This is a genomic window from Mannheimia granulomatis, from assembly GCF_011455695.1.
Lineage (GTDB): Bacteria > Pseudomonadota > Gammaproteobacteria > Enterobacterales > Pasteurellaceae > Mannheimia > Mannheimia granulomatis_A.
On the sequence record NZ_CP015030.1, the window covers coordinates 1,160,658 to 1,181,729 of the forward strand.

Annotated in this window: 16 protein-coding genes; 8 read left to right on the forward strand and 8 right to left on the reverse strand. The window is 39.2% G+C overall.

What is annotated here, in order from left to right; translation table 11 throughout:
* Nucleotides 1-105: 105 nt before the first annotated feature.
* From A4G16_RS05565 to leuA, 3 genes are all read right to left on the reverse strand, one after another.
* The gene (locus tag A4G16_RS05565; protein ID WP_165889052.1) at nucleotides 106-729 is read right to left on the reverse strand and encodes a sigma-E factor negative regulatory protein; all 624 of its coding nucleotides are present in this window, start codon (nucleotides 727-729) and stop codon (nucleotides 106-108) included.
* Nucleotides 730-787: 58 nt separating this feature from the next.
* Entirely contained in the window at nucleotides 788-1,360 is a 573-nt protein-coding gene (rpoE, locus tag A4G16_RS05570; protein ID WP_027074357.1) for an RNA polymerase sigma factor RpoE, read from the reverse strand.
* Nucleotides 1,361-1,585: 225 nt separating this feature from the next.
* The gene (leuA, locus tag A4G16_RS05575) at nucleotides 1,586-3,130 is read right to left on the reverse strand and encodes a 2-isopropylmalate synthase (protein ID WP_165889053.1); all 1,545 of its coding nucleotides are present in this window, start codon (nucleotides 3,128-3,130) and stop codon (nucleotides 1,586-1,588) included.
* 518 nt (nucleotides 3,131-3,648) lie between these two features.
* Here leuA and A4G16_RS05580 point away from each other — a divergent pair.
* The 5 genes from A4G16_RS05580 to greB all read left to right on the forward strand — a co-directional run bounded on the left by A4G16_RS05580 (nucleotide 3,649) and on the right by greB (nucleotide 8,687).
* The gene (locus A4G16_RS05580) at nucleotides 3,649-4,464 is read left to right on the forward strand and encodes a Cof-type HAD-IIB family hydrolase (protein WP_165889054.1); all 816 of its coding nucleotides are present in this window, start codon (nucleotides 3,649-3,651) and stop codon (nucleotides 4,462-4,464) included.
* Nucleotides 4,465-4,526: 62 nt separating this feature from the next.
* Nucleotides 4,527-5,690 (forward strand): efflux RND transporter periplasmic adaptor subunit, encoded by a 1,164-nt coding sequence (locus A4G16_RS05585; protein ID WP_165889055.1) that lies wholly within the window; start codon nucleotides 4,527-4,529, stop codon nucleotides 5,688-5,690.
* A 191-nt stretch (nucleotides 5,691-5,881) separates the two neighbouring features.
* Nucleotides 5,882-6,700 carry a 5'-nucleotidase, lipoprotein e(P4) family gene (locus A4G16_RS05590; protein ID WP_165889056.1) on the forward strand — a complete coding sequence of 273 codons (819 nt, stop codon included), beginning with the start codon at nucleotides 5,882-5,884 and terminating at the stop codon, nucleotides 6,698-6,700.
* A 137-nt stretch (nucleotides 6,701-6,837) separates the two neighbouring features.
* The gene (gene pepB, locus A4G16_RS05595; protein WP_207951331.1) at nucleotides 6,838-8,118 is read left to right on the forward strand and encodes an aminopeptidase PepB; all 1,281 of its coding nucleotides are present in this window, start codon (nucleotides 6,838-6,840) and stop codon (nucleotides 8,116-8,118) included.
* Nucleotides 8,119-8,210: 92 nt separating this feature from the next.
* On the forward strand, nucleotides 8,211-8,687 hold the full coding sequence (gene greB, locus A4G16_RS05600) for a transcription elongation factor GreB (protein WP_165889057.1): 477 nt from the start codon (nucleotides 8,211-8,213) through the stop codon (nucleotides 8,685-8,687).
* A gap of 81 nt (nucleotides 8,688-8,768) precedes the next feature.
* Here greB and A4G16_RS05605 read toward each other — a convergent pair whose 3' ends face one another.
* From A4G16_RS05605 to A4G16_RS05625, 5 genes are all read right to left on the reverse strand, one after another.
* A complete protein-coding gene (locus A4G16_RS05605; protein WP_165889058.1) occupies nucleotides 8,769-9,200 on the reverse strand; it encodes a type II toxin-antitoxin system HicB family antitoxin in 432 nt (143 codons plus the stop codon).
* A 30-nt stretch (nucleotides 9,201-9,230) separates the two neighbouring features.
* Nucleotides 9,231-9,416, reverse strand: coding sequence for a type II toxin-antitoxin system HicA family toxin (locus tag A4G16_RS05610; RefSeq protein WP_165889059.1), 186 nt, complete (start codon nucleotides 9,414-9,416; stop codon nucleotides 9,231-9,233).
* Nucleotides 9,417-9,525: 109 nt separating this feature from the next.
* Entirely contained in the window at nucleotides 9,526-13,053 is a 3,528-nt protein-coding gene (gene recB / locus A4G16_RS05615) for an exodeoxyribonuclease V subunit beta (protein ID WP_165889060.1), read from the reverse strand.
* 60 nt (nucleotides 13,054-13,113) lie between these two features.
* Nucleotides 13,114-14,505 carry an MATE family efflux transporter gene (locus A4G16_RS05620; protein ID WP_165889061.1) on the reverse strand — a complete coding sequence of 464 codons (1,392 nt, stop codon included), beginning with the start codon at nucleotides 14,503-14,505 and terminating at the stop codon, nucleotides 13,114-13,116.
* Between the two features lie 151 nt (nucleotides 14,506-14,656).
* Nucleotides 14,657-15,748 (reverse strand): extracellular solute-binding protein, encoded by a 1,092-nt coding sequence (locus A4G16_RS05625; RefSeq protein ID WP_165889062.1) that lies wholly within the window; start codon nucleotides 15,746-15,748, stop codon nucleotides 14,657-14,659.
* A gap of 230 nt (nucleotides 15,749-15,978) precedes the next feature.
* Here A4G16_RS05625 and grpE point away from each other — a divergent pair, with 230 nt between their 5' ends.
* The 3 genes from grpE to hrpA all read left to right on the forward strand — a co-directional run bounded on the left by grpE (nucleotide 15,979) and on the right by hrpA (nucleotide 20,982).
* Nucleotides 15,979-16,557, forward strand: coding sequence for a nucleotide exchange factor GrpE (gene grpE / locus A4G16_RS05630; protein WP_165889063.1), 579 nt, complete (start codon nucleotides 15,979-15,981; stop codon nucleotides 16,555-16,557).
* 70 nt (nucleotides 16,558-16,627) lie between these two features.
* Nucleotides 16,628-17,080 (forward strand): DUF441 domain-containing protein, encoded by a 453-nt coding sequence (locus tag A4G16_RS05635; RefSeq protein WP_165889064.1) that lies wholly within the window; start codon nucleotides 16,628-16,630, stop codon nucleotides 17,078-17,080.
* Nucleotides 17,080-20,982, forward strand: a complete 3,903-nt coding sequence (gene hrpA, locus A4G16_RS05640; protein ID WP_165889065.1) for an ATP-dependent RNA helicase HrpA — start codon at nucleotides 17,080-17,082, stop codon at nucleotides 20,980-20,982. The genes A4G16_RS05635 and hrpA overlap by 1 nt, the downstream gene beginning before the upstream one ends.
* The last annotated feature ends 90 nt before the right edge of the window (nucleotides 20,983-21,072 follow it).

The window sequence follows — 21,072 nt, forward strand, 5'->3', positions numbered from 1 at the left end:
TTCGCTATTTGTTGGTAATTTCTTGTTTTTTAGGTACATTTACATACAAAAAGCCACGTAATTATCTGTCCATTACGTGGCTTTTCGCTAACTTATCTCAACAAATTATTTCTGACTCTTTTCCTGAGCCTCTACATTTGAAGTCTGCGCCTTCTCTTTTTCAGTTTCAGTAAGGATTACAGCATTATTAGTACGGCGTTGTAATTCATGATTTTCTAATAACGCATTTATTCTACGTTGCTGAACTTCCAACTGCTCTGCTGTCGGCTGAGCATTAGCCGGAGCATTGTAACTCACAGCTTCAATAGAATTGCTAAACGGTAAAGTTTTCAAGATATTTGGTTGAGTTTGAGCAACCTCATCTTTATGGCTAAAAGAGTTCACCCCTAAAACAGCAACTAAACATACGGAGGCAGCAATACCGGCTTGCATAATCGGTGTACTCCAGCGTTTAAGTTTAAGCAGCAAACCTTTAGGTTGTTTATTTTTCTCTTCAGAAGATAATGTATCGATTTCTTCGTTTTCAAGCAAGGCTTCCATTTTTGCAGAGAAATCATTACCTAAAATAATTTCATCTCCGTGCATCACACTACGAATAGCATGATAGCTTGCCCACTTTTGCTTTAACTCTGGGCTATTTGTTAATGTTTCGACAAAATCCCTATCAACACCCTGCCCATCCATATAAGCTGAAAGGTGCTCGTTCTGTTGAATAATGCTTTGTTGCATAATCGACTCCAATGATTTTTACATCTATTCTATATTAACTAATACTTCAAAATTCTGATTACTGCATAAGCGGATTGACTTTCGCATCAATCGCTTCTCTAGCACGGAAAATTCGTGAACGAACTGTACCTACCGGGCATTCCATTACTTCAGCAATTTCTTCATAACTTAAACCTTCCAATTCTCTTAATCGAATTGCGGTTTTCAATTCATCCGGCAAATTCTCAATCGTATCAAATACAACACGTTTTAATTCTTCAGATAGCACTAAATTTTCCGGTGTATCACTTTCACGTAATTGAACACCTACATCATAGCTCTCAGCATCTTCTGCTAAAATATCCTCTTTAGGCGGTCTTCTACCTAAAGAGGTCAAATGATTCTTCGCAGTATTCACTGCTATTCTATAAAGCCACGTATAAAAAGCACTTTCCCCGCGAAAAGAGGCTAAAGAACGGTAAGCCTTAATAAAGGATTCTTGCACAATATCTGGAATATCATCTCTTGCGACATAGCGAGTAAGCAAACCGGCTACGCGGTTTTGATAACGTACCACAAGTAAATTAAATGCTTTTTTATCACCTTTTTGTGCTTTTTCGACTAATTCTTGGTCGGTGATCTGTTCGCTCAACTGCGGACTCTCCTAATAATAAACTGTGTCATTTCCATTGCACACACTCCATTAGTGTGTACCTTACGATAAAAAGTTCAAAAAATTTAATATTTTTATGCGAAATTTTTTGTTTCTTAATCATGCCTAAAACACAATTGAGAAAGCGGTCGGATTTTATCGAAAATTTGCAAAATTTTCAAAAAATCTGACCGCTTGTAATATTTTATCACATATAAGTGACAACTATTTCTTCGATTTTAAATCCGCTACTTTTTGTGAACGGTAAATCGCATTAATAGCATGGATTAAGGCTCTTGCAGAACTTTCTACAATATCTGTTGCCAAGCCTACACCATGGAATTTTCTGCCCTCATATTCAACTACAATATCCACTTGTCCTAAAGCTTCCGCCCCTTCACCTTTCGCAGTTAAATTATAATGCGACATTTTCAGATCCATTCCAACAATTTGCATAATCGCATTATAAACCGCATCTACCGGTCCATTACCACCATTTGAGGTTTGGTTCATTCGCTTGCCGTCTAACTCAACTTGAACGAAAGCAGAAGCCGGCAATGTGCTAATAGTTTGTGAGGTAATAACATCTAATTTTAATCTATCTTCATCACCTTGCTGCATATCAATAAATGCTAGAGCTTCTAAATCATAGTCAAACACCTGACCTTTTTTATCTGCTAACTGTAAGAATGCCTCATATAATTTATCCAAATCATAATCGGTTTCGGTATAACCCATATCTGCCATGTGCCCTTTCACCGCAGCACGGCCTGAACGAGCAGTTAAATTCAACTTCTCTTTTTTCAAACCAATGGTTTCCGGCGACATAATTTCATAAGTATTTTTATTTTTAAGCATGCCGTCTTGGTGAATACCCGAAGAATGAGCAAAAGCATTACTACCTACAATCGCTTTATTCGGTTGAATCGGCATATTACACAATTGGCTTACCATTTGGCTCACTCGATGAATTTCTTGCGTGTTAATACGAGTATCCACACCTAAGAATTCTTGGCGGGTCTTAATTGCCATAACAACTTCTTCTAAGGCGGTATTACCCGCTCGTTCACCAATACCGTTAATGGTACACTCAATCTGTCTTGCACCATTTTGAATTGCAGTTAACGAATTCGCTGTTGCCATACCTAAATCATTATGACAGTGAACAGATACCACCGCTTTATCAATATTTGGAACACGATTCATTACCTGATGAATAATATTGCCGTATTCGTTCGGTAAACAGAAACCTACAGTGTCTGGAATATTCACTGTAGTTGCACCTGCATTAATCGCTGCTTCAACAATACGACAGATGTTATCAATACCTGTACGACCGGCATCTTCACAAGAAAATTCCACATCATCGGTATAACCTCTGGCACGTTTTACTGCCGCAACAGCCATCTCAACAACATCATCAAAAGAGCGTTTTAATTTTGCTTCAACATGTAAGGCTGAACTTGCAATAAAGGTATGAATACGAAAAGCCTCCGCCACTTTTAATGCTTCATAAGCCGCATCAATATCTTTTGCGACCGCACGAGAAAGTGCCGCCACACGGCTATTTTTAATATGGCGTGCAATTGTTTGCACAGACTCAAAATCACCTGATGAAGAAACCGGAAAACCAACTTCCATTACATCAACGCCTAAACGCTCTAATGCCAATGCAATTTGTAATTTTTCTTTTACCGTTAGACTTGCTTTTAATGATTGTTCGCCATCACGTAAAGTTGTATCAAAAATAATAATATTATTATTGCTCATAGAAAATCCTTAATTATTTTGAAATATTTTTTGCCTAATAAAAAAAGCCCGCATGTTAAAGTGCGGGCAAGATGTGGATAGTCCATTTACTTTCTCCAGACAACCTCTATACTCGCACAGAATACGATAACAGAGATAATCGGAGAAGGGTAAATTTTTCCATATTGTGTTGTGTGTTTATGTTTGCATTGTTATTCGGTAATGGATGTATGTTATCTTCATCCAAAGTAATGTCAATAGTATTTTTTACCTAACGCAAACGGTTACCCTTTATTTTTGACCAATAAAAATAGATAATTAATCCAACAAAACAACTAAATTTAGATAAAAAAACTATTCACACTTATTAATTTAAGAGAATACTTTACCTTTAAATAAAAAATTAAATATTTCAACTTTCAAAAATATTTTTTAATTTTTTGTTAAATTTTTTAAAAAAACACTAGAACACTATTTTCTTTGAAGTTTGAACTCAAATTTGATACCTTTTCACTAATTTTAAGTTTTAAGGATGTATTATGAATTTACCTTTTCGTGCCATTATTTCAGATCTCGACGGCACCCTTTTGAATGCCGATCATAAAATTGGTCGTTTTACCATAGAAACCTTGGAAAAATTATCCCTACAAGGCGTAGATATCTTTTTCGCTACAGGTCGAAATTACCCTGATGTCTCACACATTATCCGTAAAGTGAAGGTAAAAAATGCAATGCTGGTTACCTCAAATGGCGCAAGAGCCAATGATTTAAACGGCAATACATTAATTACCCAACATTTGCCCGAAGATATTGCCTTAGCACTCATGAATATTAAATTTGATGATAAAAATGTCTGTTTAAATAGCTATCAAGGCGATACATGGTTTATTAATAAAGAAATCGAAGAGCTTAAAAAATATCATCAAGATTCTGGTTTCAGCTATCAAGTAGTAAATTTTGCTAATCATCATGGTAAACAAACCGAAAAAGTCTTCTTTATCGGTAAAACACCCGAAGCTCTAATTCCAATTGAACGTTATATTCAAGCGACTTACGGAGATAGTGTACAGATGACCTACTCTGCACTGCTCTGTCTGGAAGTAATGGCAAAGGGAGTTTGCAAAGCCAACTCTTTGGAAAAATTGGTCAAATTACGAGGCTATACTCTAAAAGACTGTATCGCTTTTGGAGATGGTATGAATGATGCAGAAATGCTCGCTGCTGCAGGAAAAGGCTGCCTAATGGCAAATGCTGACCCACGCTTAAAAGCATTATTACCCAATAATGAAGTTATCGGTAGCAATAAAGATGAAGCCGTTGCCAGCTATATTCGAGACACATTCGGCATTATCTAAATTTTTGCAAAAAATAACTCAATTTTGGCCGCTTGTAGCTTAAATCAACTTAAAGGAATACTATGAAACTAAAACCATTAGCCCTACTTGTGCTAATTACCGCTATCGGAATAGGTGGATATTTCTACTACAATCAACAACAAAAAAATGAACAGATTCATTATATTACCGAGCAGGTAACACGCACCAGCATTGATAAAAAAGTACTTGCAACCGGCTCTGTTCGTGCCAATAAACGCACCGAGGTAGGGGCTCAAGTTTCAGGTAAAGTCCAAAATCTTTATGTTAAACTCGGGCAAAAAGTTAAACAAGGCGATTTGATTGCGGAGATCGATTCCAGTAACCAAAGTAATAGTTTAAGCACTGCAGAAGCACAACTCTCTGCCTATCAAGCACAATTAAGCTCAGCGAAAGTCGCACTTGAGGTTGCGCAATCTAATTACAATCGTTTAACTAAATTATATAAAGCAAACAGCACTTCTTTAAGCGATTTAGAAACGGCCAAAAATACGCTGGCATCGGCAAAAGCAAATGTTGATAACATTAAAGCTCAAATTAAATCGGCTGAAATCTCCGTTAATAATGCCAAAACTAACTTAAATTATACTCAGATCATCTCACCAATAGAGGGAGTAATTGTTTCAGTACCAGTTTCAGTCGGGCAAACGGTTAATGCAAACCAAACTTCTCCAACTATAGTTCAAGTAGCAGATTTATCTAAAATGTTAATAAAACTAGAGATTTCGGAAGGTGATATTGCACAGGTTAAAACGGGGCAACAGGTGAATTTTACGACACTTGCCGAACCGGAGCGGGAATATAATGCGACCATTGATAGCATTGATCCTGCCTTAACAAATCTCACCGATAATAACTACACAGAGAAATCCGGCAATACCGAGGCAATTTATTACTACGCAAATTTACTGGTAGATAATCCAGATAACAGCTTACGTATAGGCATGACAACACAGGCTCGAATCACTATTGCAAAACGGGAACAAGTGCTGGTAATTCCAACATCGGTTATTAAAAAACGAGGTAAAGAGAACTACGTAAATGTGCTGGAAAACGGAATCTCGGTGGAAAAAGCAATTACTCTTGGAATGGCTGATAGTCAGAACACAGAAGTTTTATCCGGTATCAATGAAGGAGATCAAGTGATCTTAACTCAACGAGCAGATGACGAGAAAGTCAGCTCAGCCCGAGGACCAAGAATCTTCTAACTTAAAATGACAAGCGGTTGATTTTACATATTTTTTTGTAAACTTAACCGCTTTATTTATTAAACACATAAGGCATATTCTCTATATATTTTAATTCTATTTAAATAATTAGTATCAAAAAATGTAGCAAGGACCTGTCATTCTTAAGTATAATACCATTCCCTTATCAACAATAAAATTAAGGATATTGTATGAAAATGCTAAAACTCCCTCTACTCACAACGGTAGCAGTCTTAACTCTAAGTGCTTGTAGCCATCATCAAAAAAATGATAAACACCATGAAATGGTGTTGCAAGAGCAAGCCACCTTAGGTGTCAACTGGGTACAACAATCCGGCGAATATCAAGCACTGGCTCATCAAGCATTTAATACTGCAAAAGTAGCTTTTGATCAGGCTAAAGCTAAAAAAGGAAAGAAAAAAGCTGTTGTCGTTGATCTAGACGAAACAATGGTAGATAACAGTCCTTATGCCGGTTGGCAAGTGAAAAACCATCAGTTATTTGATAGTGAAAGCTGGACTCGCTGGGTTAACGCACGTCAAACAGGTGCAATTGCTGGTGCCGTTGAATTTAACAACTATGTAAATAGCCAAAAAGGTACCGTATTCTACGTCTCTAACCGTAAAGACAGCACTGAAAAAGCCGCAACTATTGATGATATGAAAAAATTAGGTTTTATCGGTGTAAATGAACAAACTTTATTTCTGAAGAAAGATAAATCTAACAAAACACCTCGTTTCGAAGAAATTGAAAAGCAAGGCTATGATATAGTCCTTTATATCGGGGACAACTTAAATGATTTTGGTGATGCGACTTACCGCAAATCAAATGCTGAACGCCGAGCCTTCGTAAGTGAAAACAGCAAATTATTCGGTAAGAAATTCATCATATTGCCTAATCCTAACTATGGTGATTGGGAAGGTGGTCTAGACAAAGATTACTACAAAGGTAATGCTGAAAGCCGAATCAAAATTCGCCAAAATGCAATTAAAGCATGGGATGGAAAATAATTAATCACTTGCTACTTTAAACTATTTTGTAAATGTGGCCGCTTATACGTTAATCGTTACAAGCGGTCATTTTTCTATATAGTTTTGCAAAATTTTGTTAGGATAACCCCACTTGAACCGATTAAAGGAAGACTAAAATGACATCAATGAAAATTACGCTTTCGCAACAAGCAGCCCCGGAAATTTGGGGGAAAAATGCTATTCTTTCAGCCGATAATCACGGCTTTATCATCCATAATACAACAAACGATCTTGCTACTATTCAAAAAGCAGCCAGAAAAATCAAAAACCAAGGTATTTTAAACGTCAAACTTTCAGGCGACGGCTGGAATTTAGAAGCCTGCTGGGCATTTCATCAAGGTTTTACCTCGGTTCGCAGCCAAGGCACAGTTGAATATCCAAATTTAGGCGAACAACAAACAGAATTTGAATATCGCCTAAAATGCTCTACTTTCATCAGAGAGCTTATCAACGAGCCATCTGACAGTTTAACTCCTCAAAAATTAGCGCAACAAGCGGCTGAATTTATCCAAAATAGTGCAAATGCGAATACGGTTTCTTATGAAATTATGCTTGGAGAAACATTAAAAGAAAAAGGTTATCACGGTATTTGGACTGTCGGAAAAGGCTCTATCAACCCACCTGCTCTACTTAAATTAGACTTTAATCCAAGCGGTGATGAAAATACCCCGGTTCTTGCCTGTTTAGTCGGCAAAGGTATTACTTTCGATACCGGTGGATACAGCATTAAACCAAGCGACAGTATGATGACTATGCGTACTGATATGGGCGGTGCAGCACTATTAACAGGAGCTTTAGCATTTGCTATTAGCAAAGGCTTAAGTCAACGAGTTAAACTCTATCTCTGCTGTGCAGAAAATATGGTTAGCCACAATGCGTTCAAGCTCGGAGATATTATTACCTACCGCAATAATGTGACAGTGGAGGTTTTAAACACCGATGCCGAAGGACGTTTGGTACTGGCAGACGGTTTAATTGATGCTTGCGAACAAAATCCTCAATTTATTATTGATGCAGCAACCCTTACGGGTGCGGCAAAAGTAGCTGTCGGCAATGACTATCACTCAGTATTATCGATGGACGATGATTTAACTTCAGCCCTACTCCGTGCCGCTAAAGCGGAAAACGAACCGTTCTGGCGTTTACCTTTTGAAGAGTTTCACCGCGGACAAATTTCCTCCTCTTTTGCCGATATTGCCAATATCGGCTCGGTACCGGTCGGTGCTGGAGCAAGTACTGCTACCGCATTTTTATCCTATTTTGTGGAAAACTATCAGCAAAATTGGCTGCATATTGATGCCTCTGCAACCTTCCGCAAATCTGCTAGCGATTTATGGGCGGCTGGTGCTACCGGTATTGGGATGAGAACTTTAGCCAACTTATTACTTTCAAAATAAACTTAATCGGACAAGCGGTCATTTTTAAGCAAAAATTTGCAAAAAATTAGTTTAATTTGACCGCTTGTTGCTCAAGCAAAAAAGGAAAAAATATGGCTAAATCCAACTATATTACCCGAGCAGGCTGGCAAGCTTTAGATCAAGAACTAAAGTTTTTATGGAAAGAAGAAAGACCAAAAGTAACTCAAGCGGTTTCTGATGCTGCTGCTCTTGGCGATCGCAGTGAAAATGCCGAATACATTTATGGTAAACGTAGGCTACGCGAAATTGACCGTCGTGTGCGTTTTCTCTCAAAACGTTTAGAAGTTCTGCAAATCGTAGATTACCACCCTAAACAAGAGGGAAAAGTCTTTTTCGGTGCGTGGGTAGAATTGGAAAACGAGAATGGTGAAGCCAAACAATATCGCATTGTAGGCTGTGATGAGTTTGATCCTGCAAAAAATTGGATCTCCATCGACTCTCCTGTAGCAAGAGCCTTGATCGGTAAACAGATTGATGATGAAATTCGGGTTGAAACTCCGCTCGGAAAAGTACTGCTTTATATCAACAAAATTTGGTATGAAGCATAATATCCATTTCCTAAAAAGTTAACCTATAAGCAACACATAACTGCTTATGAAAGAGCATAAGCAGTTAAATATCTATGACATTTAGGATTGCTGTAGCTCACGTTGCGCAGCGATTGCTAAAAAATGACTACGATCTTTATACGCTGAATTACTTGCTACCTTATTATCAATACGATCTAATAAATACTGCGGTAATACAATATTCACTCGTTGGCGTTTACCTAAGTATGCGGTAATATCAATATCAACTAGCAACCAGCTATCGCAATAATTAAAATCCTCATTCTGTTTATAGGATAGAAATCCTAAATCTTTAATAGTAGTTACATCCTTGCCTTCCTCTACCATCGTTTCTAAAACTAAATGTATCGCCTCAGTTACTATTGGCAAAATATCTTCAACCGTATCTGCCGCACTGAAACAGCTAAATTCATCAGTACAAAGTGCTGGCACACACAATCCAAAGGATTCGTGCTCTCTTTTAGGACTTTCAATACCAACAGTAAATAACATAAGTCACTCCTTTATTTAAGCTCGGCAGGGCTATAAAAGCCCTGCCGATTTTTTAATAGAACATAAAGTCCCGATGGGTAAATATTGTTTTGGATGAGGCACTACAAAGGCTTTTTTCGTATTTGGAGAATACCAAATTTGATGATCACCTTTCCCATGCCTAACAAATTCACAGCCAGCGGCTTTAAGTTCTTTGATTAAGTCGCGTGAGTGCATTATTCCTCCTTCCGTCTTAATCAGATTTAATAATACACACGCGTACACACAAAGTCAATTTTTTATTCACTTAAATGTTATTTAAGTGTAATCCACTTTTCCATAATATCTACCCAAATAACCGATCTATCTCTTCTATTAAGGCTTTGCTTGGCTTGTCAAAATAAACACCATTTTCACTCTTACCATCCATTGCCCTTATGAAAAGATAGACAGCTCCACCGAAATTGCGTTCATAATCATAATTTTCACCTAATCGAGAAGTTAAATAACGATGAACAGCAAGGGTATAAAGTAAATATTGCACATCATAACGATGTTTGCCCATTTCCCGCTGAATATGCTCAAAAGCGTAATTTTGTGGCAAATGCCCCAAAAAGTTTGATTTATAGTCAATCACATAGAACTTCTCGTTCATCTGTACTATACAATCAACAAACCCTCGTACAAATCCTTCCAGCTGCGGAAATTGAAGTGCTGGGAAATGCTTAGCCAATATAGTGTGTTGTTTAAGCAGCTTATTGAGAAGCACTAGCGCTTTATCGTTTTTTAAACGCAGATAGAACTGCCATTCGTTCAAACGCTGCTCCTCATTCACCTCATTTAAACTAAAACCTGCTCCCGCTAACGGTGTTGCTAAAATACGCTCCAACCATTGCATCGCAGGCTCAATCCACGCTTCTGATAAATCAAGCTGCTCACACATCTTTGCTACACTTTCCTGTTCAATAGGTTGTCCAAAGCGACAATGCTCAAAAAAACTATGTAACACCGTTCCAACCTTTGTACCATGTGGAAAGTGGTATGGAGAAAATACGCTAAATTCTCCGACATAATCGGTTTCGAAAATTTCCACATTCTCATCGCGATCTTGTGCAAAATTCGCTACCCGATTACTTTTACCTTTACTTAAACGCTCATGTTGTGCATAGAGAGATGAAAAGCTGGTAATCTGCCCCACTACACGAATATTACCTTCAAAGCTTTTTGCTTGATAATTCTTTCTTTGCTCAACTTGTTCCCAGCGCTCAAACGGTAATTCATTACTCAACTTAATCGGCTTATCCAAAATCGCTTTGCTAGATAAGGCCTCAGCCACAACTACTTTCTCCGCTGTTCCTCCTTCACTTAACAAATAATGTAGCGGACTCCAACCTGAAATCTCAGAGGGTAAAATCAAATTAATCTGAGATTCAGCCCGAGTTAATGCTACATAAAATAGACGTAAGTCTTCCGCATATTCTTCATTTTGCAGAGATTGCTGTACATTCTCATCAATTGAACCCACATACCAATCTATTTCTCCATTTTCATTGCGAAATACACCTAAATTGCCTAAATTATTACTGTCACTTTTTTGTGAAGCAAACGGCAACCAAACAATTGGATATTGCAATCCTTTTGAACCATGAATGGTCACAATCTTAATAAGCTCTTCCTCGCTTTCCAGCCTCAGTTGCTGCTCGTCTTCATAATCTGGGGACTGAATTTGTCTCTCATACCAACGAACAAGTTCTGCCTCAGATTCCAACGATTGCGATTGCTCTTGCAAAATTTCGGTTAAATGCAATAAATCCGTAATCAATCGATCTGAGCCCTGCATTCCTTTCAAACGTTGAATAATACCTTGTTCAAGATAGAGTTTATGCAACATCGGCAAAATGCCTTGCTCTTTCCAAATTGTGTTATATTCCACAAACTGATTTACTTTAATATCAAGTAATATTTCATCTGTTTTATAACGATAAATTTCCGCAGCACTCAACCCCCAAAGCGTTGAACCTAACGCAGAAAACAATGTTTTGGTATTATAGGGATTCAACCCGGCTTGCAGTAGCCAGTAAAGTTCGGTGGCAATTTCCGAACTAAATACACTTGCTGATTCCGCCAAATAGACTGATTTAATATTGCGTTTTTCTAAGGCTGTTTTAATACGTTTTGCTTGAGAACCTTTACGCACTAAAATCGCAATATCTTTCGCTGCAAACGCTTTAAATTCCTTACCTTTTTCAAGCCCAAATTTGCCCTCTGCCATTGCTTTTAATTGCTGATGGATTTGATAAGCACAGATTTCAGCAAAATCATCCAATTTTGTTTTTTCAGTGGTATAGCAAACAAAATGTCCTTGCTCACTCACAAGATTTCCCTTTGAATCATCTGCTTCAACAGGATGAAAACTAATGCCTTGATAGATAAAAGGGGAATGTTCGCTATTTGCAAAATGAAACAAATTATTGACCGCTTGCACCACAGGTGGCAAAGAACGCCAGTTTTTCCCAAGAGTAAACTGTTCATTTGCCTGCTTAGCTGCACTTAAGTAAGTGAAGATATCTGCGCCTCGGAATTTATAGATAGACTGTTTGGGATCGCCAATCATAATAAAGCCATTCCCTTTACCGTCTGCCATAAAAATTTGGCTAAAAATCTCATATTGAGTGAGGTCTGTATCTTGAAATTCATCGATCATCGCAAAAGGGTAAATCGCTCGAATTTTCTGTGCTAAAGCTTTACCTGTGTCTGGCTCTTTTAAGGCGTGATTCAGCATGGTTAAAAGATCATCAAAACTACGCTCCGGGTGATTTTGCTTATAGTCAGAGAGCTTTTCTTTTAACGCTACTAAAAATTGATACAATAGCACGGAAGATAAACTTTGTGCGAAATCCTGTTTGTAAGCGGTCCAAAAAGCCTGATTTTTTACAAGGTGAGCAGTTCTCATCGGCTCACAGTTTTTCTTCGTGCCGGCAGCGATTCTATCTGCAGTAAATAAATAAAATTCTTCGGGTAAATAACGATTGTTAGAATCTGCCCATTGGTTCATCACCAGCACTGCTTCTTCAAAAGCTGTAGCTTTATACCAACCACCGTGCAAAGTAATTTTTTGGGCAAGATCATTACGGATGAGGTTTACTAATTCCTCACTATTTGCTTGCCAATCGGCTTTAATTTCAGCAATAAAATGATTATATTTTTCTAAAGCAGTAACAAAATTTTCTACTTTTGCTGCTTTGGGCAATTCTCCGTTTATATAAGGCTTAACTGCAGCCAAAGCTGCTAAAGGCGTACTAAGCTCAGCAGAAATCACCTCCGTTGCGACTAAATTTTGCGGATAAAACTGCTCTCGCCATACCTCTTCACTTAATTTTTTAAATAGCTCGCTTTGATTTGGCTGTAAATCTAAATCAAACCGAACACCAGATTCAAATGCAAACTGTACCAGCATTTTCTGGCAAAAGCCGTGAATAGTGAATACACTTGCAGTATCCATCTCTCGCTCGGCAATATTTAAGCGTAATAAAGCCTCGTGAATGTTCTCAATTTTTGGATACAGCTGAGTTAAAAAATCAAGATTACTATGGTAAAACCTCTCTTTGCTCTGAGTATCTAATCCATTTGATTTATCTTGTAAAAAATCAGCACATTGCTGAATATTTTTACGAATTCGATCTTTTAGTTCTTCAGTAGCCGCTTTGGTAAAAGTAACCACTAAAATTTGCTCTACCGTAAGAGGCAAACAACCTACCCCTAGCAATAAACGTAAATAGATATTGGCAATAGTGAAGGTTTTACCTGTACCGGCTGAAGCTTCAATTAATACCGATTTATTTAAAGGTAAATCAATAGGATTGAGTTTTTTCATAAGTAGTTATTATATAAAGTTAAAATCCCTGCTATTCTAACTGTAATAGCAGAGATTTTATTATTTAATTCTCTCTAATTTATCAATTAATTGTATTTCCGAAATCGATTGAATTTTTCTCATCTGCCACAACAATAATCCGCTGGCAAGACTTAAACCAATACAGAAAACGAGCCAGAAACCTTGAGCAGCCATAGGCTGAACAATCCAATTTGTCCTAGCTAAAATATAGCCTAATGGCATACTCACCACCCAATAACAAAAAACTGTAACATATAAAATCGGCTGAGTGTGTTTATAACCACGCAAAATGCCATTAGCCACCGCTTGTATAGCATCCGGAATTTGGTATATCGCCGCAAAAATCAATAAATTGGCAGCGATTGAGATAGAAATAGGATCACTACTGAAAGCACGCGGAATTAAATTATTAAACAAAATAATGATGACCGCAGCAATAATAGCAAGCAACGTTGCAGTAATTAAAGCATGGTAGCTTAACACTTTTGCCCTCTGCACATTTTTCTGTCCAAGCGTTTGCCCTATTACAATAGTAGTAGCAATCCCAAATGACATCGGTATCATAAAAAACAGCGAGCTGGTCTGCAATGCCGCTTGATGACTTGCTACCACTTGCGAGCCAAGTGGAGAAAGAAACAACGCTGAAGTTGAAAATAACATGACTTCGGTAAAAGTAGCAAAAGCGATCGGTAAGCCTAATTTACAAAGTTTTAGTAAAGTTTGACCGCTTGGTGCCTCTAGCCATTTTTCAAATAATTTAATGTCTTTTTGTGATCGATTACGGTAACAGTAATGCAGCATTAACAAGAACATAATCCAGTTTACAATGGCGGTCGCAACCCCACAACCAACAGCTCCCATTTCAGGCAAGCCAAATTTACCAAAAATAAAAATATAGTTAAGTGGAATGTTAAGTAATAATCCGAAAAAGGTGATTCGCATAGCTGGTTTCGGATTTGACAAACCATCATTCATACAGCGTAAATTAATGCCTAATAGAGCAGGAATCAGCCCTATTGCCATTACTGTCAAATACTGCTGTGATTTCAGAGAAAATTCAGCCGGAGTATCCATTAAATCTAAAATGAGGTGGCTGTTAAGAAAAACGGCAATCAATGGCACAGAGGTTACTAACACCAACCACATACCTTGTCTAATTTGGTGTGCAATTAAATGTCGATTACCAGAACCGTTTAAATAAGATACAGTCGGCGTAATGGCATTGAGTAAACCCAATACAAACAGGAAAAGGGGAAAGTAAATAGAATTACTTACCGCAATTGCAGAAACATCATCATCGCTGACTAAGCCTGCCATTACAATATCAGCTAACCCCATACCCGATGCGGAAAGTTGGGAGATAAAAATCGGCCATGATAGTTTAAATAATTTACGGGCATTATCAGGATATGCCTGCCATTGAAAATTCATACTCACCTCTTAAAATACTATGCCATTATACTTGAGAAAGCGGTCGTTTTTTCCAAATTTTTTGCAGTTTCAGTCGGAAATTAAATAGAACGAGCGATTAAAAAACAAAAACCTCCGAAAGTCTTTCGGAGGTTTCAGAATTAATCAGCCATTATTTTGCTGCTTTTAATTCTTGGTAGTATTTTTCGTAAAGTTCAATTGCATCACCAACATCATCTTGCCACTGAGATTTTTGTAAAATTTCTGCAGACGGATAAATTGCAGTATCTTCCGTAATCTCTTTTGGTAATACTTTTAACGCTTCAACGTTTGAAGTTGGATAACCAATCGCTAAGGTTAATTGTTCAGAAACTTTTGCACTTAACAAGTAGTTAATGAGTTTATGTGCATTTTCTTTATTTTTCGCACTAGCAGGGATCGCTAATGTATCTACCCAAAGCACCGGACCTTCTTTTGGAAACACCATATCAACAGGCGCATTTTCTTTCTTCGCAATACGTACAGAACCATTCCATAGCTGACCTACAGAAACCTCACCAGAAATGAACGAGTTCGCTGGGTTATCAGAAGTGAATGAAAGTACGTTTGGACGTAATTTTTTCAACTCTTCAAATGCAGCTTTAATGTCATCTGGATTTGTTGTATTCGGGTTTTTACCTAATTTTAATAACGCAATGTTAAATACTTCACGAGCATCATCTAATAATTGGACTTTACCTGCAAATTCAGGTTTCCATAAATCACCCCAAGAAGTGAAGGTTTCACCTTTGTAATCTGCCGTATTAAATGCAATACCCGGCGCACCTAATAACTGTGGTAATGAGTACTTATTGCCTTGATCGTAAGGTTTGTTTAACCAATCTTGGTTTAACTCTTTAATAACTGGAAGTTGAGCATGATCTAATTCCGCTAACATTCCCTCTTTTGCCATTTTAGAAACAAAGTAATTTGATGGAGCGATAACATCATAACCGCCATCTTTACCTTGTAACTTTAATTTCGCGTACATTGTTTCGTTAGATTCAAGACTTGAAACTTCTACTTTAATGCCGGTTTCTTTGGTAAATTCATCTAACAAGCCTTCAGGTACATATTCAGTCCAAGTATAAAGATGAACTGTTTGATTTGTTGCTTGTGGTTTCGCATCAGCAGCGGCTTTTGGCTCCGCGCCTTTTTCTTCATTACATGCTGTTAATGCAACTGTTGCTAAACCTGCTGCAAATAAACCTGCTAATTTTTTCATTTAAGTTTTCTCCGTTAAAGAAAAGTGAGTAAAAAATATAGCCTTGCCTAAGGGCATTAAAAAGACTGGGAAATTGTAAGCTACCCCCTAGATTTTGCAAGCCTTTTCTTATTGAAAAGGTCATTTTTCATTAAAATTTCTTCTCAAAACTTGAAATCCCCTGATTTATCGCTATATTAAGGAAGATTTATCCTTTCCGGATTTAATATTTTTAGAGCTAGAGGTTAAAAATGACAACAAACGAAAATGTTCAAGAAGAAATTAAAAATGAAGAAATTCAAATGGAAGCAGTAACAGAAGAACAAGAAAAAATCGAGATTGATCCATTAGCTGTCGCTCAAGACAAAATTGCCGAGCTGGAAGCTTACATTCTTGAAGCTGATAAGCGTGAACAAGATATCCAACTCCGTGCGCAAGCAGAAATTCAAAACATTCGCCGTCGCGCCGAGCAAGATGTCGAAAAAGCGCATAAATTCGCCTTAGAAAAATTCTCAAAAGAATTATTAACCGTAGTGGATAATTTAGAACGTGGCTTAGATGCCTTAGACAAAGCCGTAACCGATGAAACTACTCAAGCCTTAGTTGATGGAGTGGAAATGACCCACAAAGAATTTATCAACACCCTAGCTAAATTTGGTGTTGTTTCAATTGGTGAGGTAGGTGAAGCCTTTAATCCAGAATTACACGAAGCTATTTCAATGCAACCGGCAGAAGGCATTGAGGCTAATCATATCAGTGCCGTACTGCAAAAAGGCTACACTTTACAAGGCCGTGTAATTCGCCCTGCAATGGTGATGGTTGCCGCTTAATATTCAATTTTAGCATGATATCCCTCTCTCCCTTACTTCCTCGAAGTAAGGGGTTTTACGTTTTAATACTATGACACTACAACTGAATTCCGTTGCTTTATTGCTGGTGGTACTGATTGTACTTGGCTTAGTCAGCCAAAACAGTGCGGTCACCATTTCGGCCGCCGTGCTGCTGATTATGCAGCAGACAGTCCTCTCCAAATATCTTCCGTTTGTCGATCAATACGGCTTAAAAATCGGGATCATTATTTTAACCATTGGTGTGCTGGCACCACTGGTTTCAGGGCGGATAGCAATCCCCGAAGTAGCCCAATTTCTCAACTGGAAAATGGCTCTTGCCATTGTTGCTGGTGTGATTGTGGCGTGGCTCGGTGGGCGTGGCGTCGGCTTAATGGGCGGGCAGCCGATTTTGGTGACGGGCTTGCTGATTGGCACCGTCATCGGCGTGGCATTTTTGAAAGGTGTACCGGTCGGGCCGCTGATTGCCGCTGGGATTTTATCGTTAGTGATAGGGAAATCATAATGGCTGAATTGCACAAAAATCAGAAAAATCAACCGCTTGTCAAACTCGAAAACATCACCACAAGCGACTATCGCCGTTTGCTTTCTCGTCTAAAAGGTGCCGAAAATATCAAAAACGAGGCAAACAAGCGGTCGGTTTTGGCAGAAATTTCGCAAGACTTGACCGCTTGTCAGGCACGCTTTTTCAGTCGCCAACAGCACGCTCAAAGCCTGAAAATTAACTACCCTGATCTGCCTGTTTCCGCTCGCCGTGAAGAGATTTTAAAACTGATTGCCGAAAATCAGGTGGTGGTAATCGCAGGCGAAACCGGTTCGGGCAAAACCACCCAATTGCCGAAAATGTGTTTGGAGCTCGGGCGTGGGGTAAAAGGCTTGATTGGCCATACCCAGCCCCGCCGAATTGCCGCTCGCTCAGTTGCCACCCGCATCGCCGAAGAGCTGAAATCGGAACTCGGCGACACAGTTGGTTACAAGGTTCGTTTTAACGATCAAGTCGGCGAAAACAGCCTCGTCAAGCTGATGACGGACGGGATTTTGCTCGCCGAAATTCAGCACGACCGCTATCTCAACCAGTACGACACGTTGATTATTGACGAAGCCCACGAACGCTCGCTCAACAACGATTTTATCTTGGGTTACCTCAAACAAATTCTGCATAAACGCCCCGATCTGAAAGTGATCATCACCTCGGCAACCATTGATGTGGAACGCTTCTCCAAACATTTCAACAACGCCCCAATTATTGAAGTTTCAGGACGGACGTTCCCTGTGGAAGTGCGTTACCGCCCGATTGTGGAAGAGGACGATCAGGATCAACTGCAAGGGATTTTAAATGCCGTTGATGAACTTCAAGCCGAAGGGCGTGGCGATATTCTGATCTTTATGAACGGCGAGCGGGAGATCCGAGATACTGCCGAAACCCTACAAAAACGGGAGCTTCGCCATTGCGAAATTTTGCCGCTTTACGCCCGCTTGTCGGCGGCGGAACAGCAGCGGATTTTCCAGCCAAGTGGTGGGCTAAACCGCATTATTTTGGCAACCAACGTGGCGGAAACCTCGCTCACGATCCCGAATATCAAATATGTGATCGACACAGGCACGGCACGCATTTCTCGTTATAGCTACCGCACCAAAGTGCAACGTTTGCCGATTGAGCCGATTTCACAAGCCTCGGCAAATCAGCGAAAAGGACGATGTGGGCGTATTTCCGATGGTATTTGTATTCGCCTCTACTCTGAGGAAGATTTTAACAATCGCCCACAATTTACCGATCCGGAAATTCTGCGGACTAATCTTGCCTCTGTGATTTTGCAAATGGCATCGCTTGGGTTGTCTGATATTGCCAACTTCCCATTTGTGGATTCTCCAGACATACGCCAAGTGCAAGACGGTATTCGATTATTGGAAGAACTACAGGCATTTCATCACAAAAAAACCAAATATGGCGAGGTGCGTGAATTAACCCAAATCGGCAAACAACTTGCTCAACTGCCTATCGACCCACGTTTAGGTCGAATGGTCATTGAAGCCGCCAAAAACGGGAGTTTGCACGAAGTAATGATGATTGTGTCTGCCCTTTCGATTCAAGACCCAAGAGAACGCCCGCAAGAAAAACAGCAATCAGCTGATGACAAACACCGCCGTTTTGCCGATAAAGATTCGGATTTCTTGGCATTTGTGAATCTGTGGCAGTTTATCCAAACGCAACAAAAAGAGCTGACAAAAAACCAGTTCCGTAAACTCTGCCAAAAGGATTACTTGAATTATCTGCGAGTGCGTGAGTGGCAAGATATTTATCACCAACTTCGCCTTGCTGTGCGTGAAATGGGCTTGCCGATTAATAGCCTAGAGGCAAACTATCAGCAAATCCACACCGCTTTGCTGACAGGTTTACTTTCACATATTGGGCTGAAAGACAATGAAAAAATGCACTATTTAGGAGCAAGAAACACCCAGTTTTTTATTTTCCCTAATTCGATACTGTTTAAAAAGCAGCCGAAATGGATTATCGCTTCTGAGCTAGTTGAAACGACAAAGCTATGGGCAAGAACAGTTGCCAAAATCGAACCTGAATGGATTGAACCTTTGGCCCAACATTTAGTAAAGAATAGTTACAGCGAGCCGCACTGGTCGAAATCCAAAGGCTCTGTGATTGCTTATGAAAAAGTCTCACTCTACGGTTTGCCGATTGTAACAAATCGTCCGGTGAATTATGGGGCGATCGATCCTGAAACCTGTCGGGAGATTTTTATCCGCTCGGCAATGGTGGAAGGCGATTGGCACAATAATTACAAATTTTTCAAAGAAAATAACCGCTTGATCAAGGAAGTTGAGGACTTAGAACATAAATCCCGCCGTCGTGATATTTTGGTGGACGAGCAGGTGCTGTTTGATTTCTACGACCAACGTGTCGGCACAGAAGTTGTGTCAAGCAAACATTTTGACAGTTGGTGGAAACAAGCGAGCAAGCAAGATCCTGAATTACTGAACTTTGAAAAATCCTTCCTGATCAACGAAGATGCCAATAAAGTGAGTGAATTAGACTTCCCGAACTTCTGGCACCAAGGGCAACTCAAGCTGAAATTAAGCTATCAATTTGAAATCGGCAAAGATCACGATGGGGTAACAGTACATATTCCATTGCCTTTATTAAATCAAGTTGAACCGGAGGGCTTTGATTGGCAAATTCCCGGCTTACGACACGAATTAGTGGTTTCATTGATTAAATCACTTCCCAAAGCCACTCGCCGAAATTTTGTGCCAGCACCAAACTATGCAGAGGCATTTTTAGCGAAAGCCGAGCCGTTTACCAAACCGTTACTTGAAAGCTTAACTTACGAATTAAGAAGAATGACCGGAGTAACAGTGGAAGCTGAGCTTTGGGATATTACCCAACTGCCTGCACATTTGAGAATGACTTTCTGTGTAATTGATGAGAAAGGTAAAAAAATTGCCGAAAGTGAAAACTTAGACGAGTTAAAATTTTCATTAAAAGATCAGGTTCAAAATACGTTATCAAATATTGCCGATGATGGTATTGAGCAAAGCGGAATTCACGTTTGGAGCTTTGCCGAGCTACCAAAGTTTTACGAGCAGAAAAAACAGCATTTTAGTGTTAAAGCCTACCCGGCGATTGTAGATGAAAAAGAGTCTGTAGGCATTAAATTGTTTGAAACCGAGTTCGAACAAGCTCGAGCAATGCAAGCCGGCTTACGCCGTTTGTTGCTTTTAAATGTACCTTCACCGATTAAATATCTACATGAAAAATTGCCGAATAAAGCAAAACTAGGGCTTTATTTCGCCCCGTTTGGCAAAGTATTAGACTTAATTGATGATTGTATCGCATGTGCAGTAGATAAATTAGTGGAAGAGTTCGGTGGCTTTGTTTGGAATGAGGAAAAGTTCCAAGGGTTACACGAATTTGTGCGTGCAAACCTAAATGATACAACCGCAGAGATAGCGTTACAGGTTGAAAAATGCCTTACACTTGCCTTTGAAATAAACAAGCGTATGAAAGGAAAAATGGACTTTACCATGGCATTTGCCCTCTCAGATATTAAGGCTCAAATCGAAGGACTGATTTACCCTGATTTTGTGACCAAAACTGGCTACACTAGACTGCCCGATTTACACCGCTATTTGACGGCAATTGAACGCCGTTTGGATAAATTGGTGGTGGATAGCAACGCCGACCGTGCCAAAATGTTGCGGGTGGAGGCCGTGCAAGAGGCGTATAAACAGCTCCTCGCCAAACTGCCAAAATCCAAAGCCGTGCCGGATGAAGTGCTGGAAATTCGCTATATGATCGAAGAACTGCGCGTCAGCCTGTTCGCCCAACAGCTCGGCACCAAATATCCGATTTCCGATAAGCGGATTTTGAATGCCATTTCTGCAATAAATTAACATTTCTATAGGGTACAAGCGGTAAGATTTGCAATATTTTTTGCAAATCTTACCGCTTGTCTCGTCTCTCTTATATCAACTAGCTTAAAT